Genomic DNA, 2358 nt, shown 5'->3' on the forward strand with positions numbered 1-2358 from the left:
TCCTGAGCTATGCCGACGGCCACGGCATCGACCGACGCCTGGTCGAGCGGCGCATCAAGGAACGGCGCCTGGCGCTGTACGAGCAGGCCGGCTGAGCCGGAAACACGAGGAGGATCGCCATGCACTACAAGGGCAGCTGTCACTGCGGCAAGGTCGCCTTCGAGGTCGAGGGCACGCTGGACAAGGCGATGGAGTGCAACTGCTCGCACTGCAGCCGCAAGGGCTACCTGCTGTGGTTCGTGCCGCAGGCGCAGTTCACGCTGCGCCAGGGCGAGGCCGATTTGCAGACCTATACCTTCAACAAGCATGTGATCCGTCACCAGTTCTGCCCGTCCTGCGGCTGTGCGCCGTTCGCCTACGGCAAGGACCGCGCGGGTAATGCGATGGCGGCGGTGAATGTGCGGTGCCTGGAGGGGGTGGATTTGGGGGCGATCACGCGGGTGGCGGTGGATGGGCGGTCGTTTTAGGTGAAGCGCGCCGGAGTTCGGGATGCCGCGACGAACAGGCAAAGTGTTCCATCAATTGCCGGCTAACGGCCGAGGCTGTGTAAAAACCTGGCGCGACGCTTGCAGATGATACGTCATCGGCAGGGAGTCACTGATGAAGCGATACATCGAAGGCGAAGACCGATCCCAGGCCACGTTGTTTCCGGAATCGCTGGACGACTACATCGCCCAGGACAACCCGGTCCGGGTGATCGAGGTGTTCATCGACGAACTGGACCTGGCCGAGCTGGACTTCGACGGGATGAAGCCGGAAGCCACCGGCCGGCCAGCCTATCATCCCGGGACGCTGCTCAAGATCTACATCTACGGCTATCTCAATCGGGTTCAATCCAGCCGGCGGCTCGAGCGCGAGGCTCAGCGTAACGTCGAGCTGATCTGGCTCACCGGCAAGCTGGCGCCGGACTTCAAGACCATCGCCGATTTCCGCAAAGACAACGGTCCGGCGATCCGCAAGGTGTGCAGCCAATTCGTCTTGCTGTGCCGCAACCTCAAGCTGTTCAGCGAGGCCATGGTGGCCATTGACGGCAGCAAGTTCAAGGCCGTCAACAATCGCGACAAGAACTTCACCCCCGCCAAACTCAAGCTGCGCATGCAGCACCTGGAAGAGAGCATCGGCCGCTACCTGGAGGAATTGGACCGTGCCGATCGCCAGCCTGCGCTGGTGAGCGAGGCACGGGTATCGCACATCAAAGACAAGATCGCCACGATCCGGGCGCACATGCGGCAGCTCAACAAGATCGGGAAGGAACTTGCGCAGGCACCGGACCAGCAAATCTCCCTGACCGACCCCGATGCCCGGTCCATGGCCACCCACGGCAAGGGCACCGGCGTGGTTGGCTACAACGTCCAGACCGCGGTGGATACCAGGCACCATCTGATCGTGGCGCATGAAGTCACCAACGCCGGCCACGACCGGGAGCAACTGTCTTCGATGGCCAAGCAGGCCAAGAATGTCCTCGACGCCCGGAAGCTGACCGCTGTCGCGGACCGAGGCTACTACCGGGGCGAGGAGATTCTGGAATGCGAGCAGAGCGGCATCACGGCCCTGGTGCCCAGGCCAATGACCTCGAACAACCGTGCGCAGGGCCTCTTCGACAAGCGAGACTTCCAATACATCTCGAAGAAGGATGAATATCGCTGCCCTGCGGGCGAGCGCGCCATCTGGCGATTCTCCACCATGGAAGATGACCGCACCGTGCACAAATACTGGTCGTCGGCGTGCCCCCGTTGTCCGCTCAAGGGCCAATGCACCACCGGCCCGTATCGCCGCATCACCCGCTGGGAACACGAAGGGGTGCTCGACCGGATGCAACGGCGGCTCGACCGCACGCCGCAGGCATCCCGTCTGCGAAGGCAAACGGTCGAGCACCCCTTCGGCACGCTCAAGGCCTGGATGGGCTCGACGCACTTCCTGACGAAGACCTTGCCCAAGGTCAGCACGGAAATGAGCTTGCATGTACTGGCCTACAACCTGAAGAGAGCGATACAGATCCTCGGGGTGCAGCCGCTGATGAAGGCGATGGCGGCGTAGCTCTCTTTTCTGCGCTTCTCGGTACGACGCCGGACGGCACTTCACCGCCGGTTTGCTCCATCGCCCAGGCCGGCTTAACCTCAACACGTCCGGCGCGCGCGTTTTCACACAGCCTCGGCCCTAAGCGGACGTTCACGAACGGCAGCTGTGGGGAGTTGCCCATGATAGATTGATAGGGGCATGACTAATTCGATATTGGATCGGCTAGAAGAAGCGCTTGCAGACACGTCGGATGTCTATGTTGGCGTTGGTGTAGATGCCAAGGAATACACTTCTGATCTGGTGTCCGATGTGCGTGCCCACCTGTGCACGCCATTCCCG

General features: G+C 62.0%; 2 protein-coding genes. Both read left to right on the forward strand.

What is annotated here, in order from left to right; all coding sequences use genetic code 11:
* Window positions 1–119 precede the first annotated feature (119 nt).
* A complete protein-coding gene (locus VIM98_RS16645; RefSeq protein WP_331994235.1) occupies window positions 120–467 on the forward strand; it encodes a GFA family protein in 348 nt (115 codons plus the stop codon).
* Window positions 468–600: 133 nt separating this feature from the next.
* The gene (locus tag VIM98_RS16650; RefSeq protein ID WP_331994236.1) at window positions 601–2037 is read left to right on the forward strand and encodes an IS1182 family transposase; all 1437 of its coding nucleotides are present in this window, start codon (window positions 601–603) and stop codon (window positions 2035–2037) included.
* Window positions 2038–2358 lie beyond the last annotated feature (321 nt).

The sequence above is a fragment of the Dyella sp. genome (assembly GCF_036568765.1).
In the GTDB taxonomy this organism is placed as follows: domain Bacteria; phylum Pseudomonadota; class Gammaproteobacteria; order Xanthomonadales; family Rhodanobacteraceae; genus GSA-30.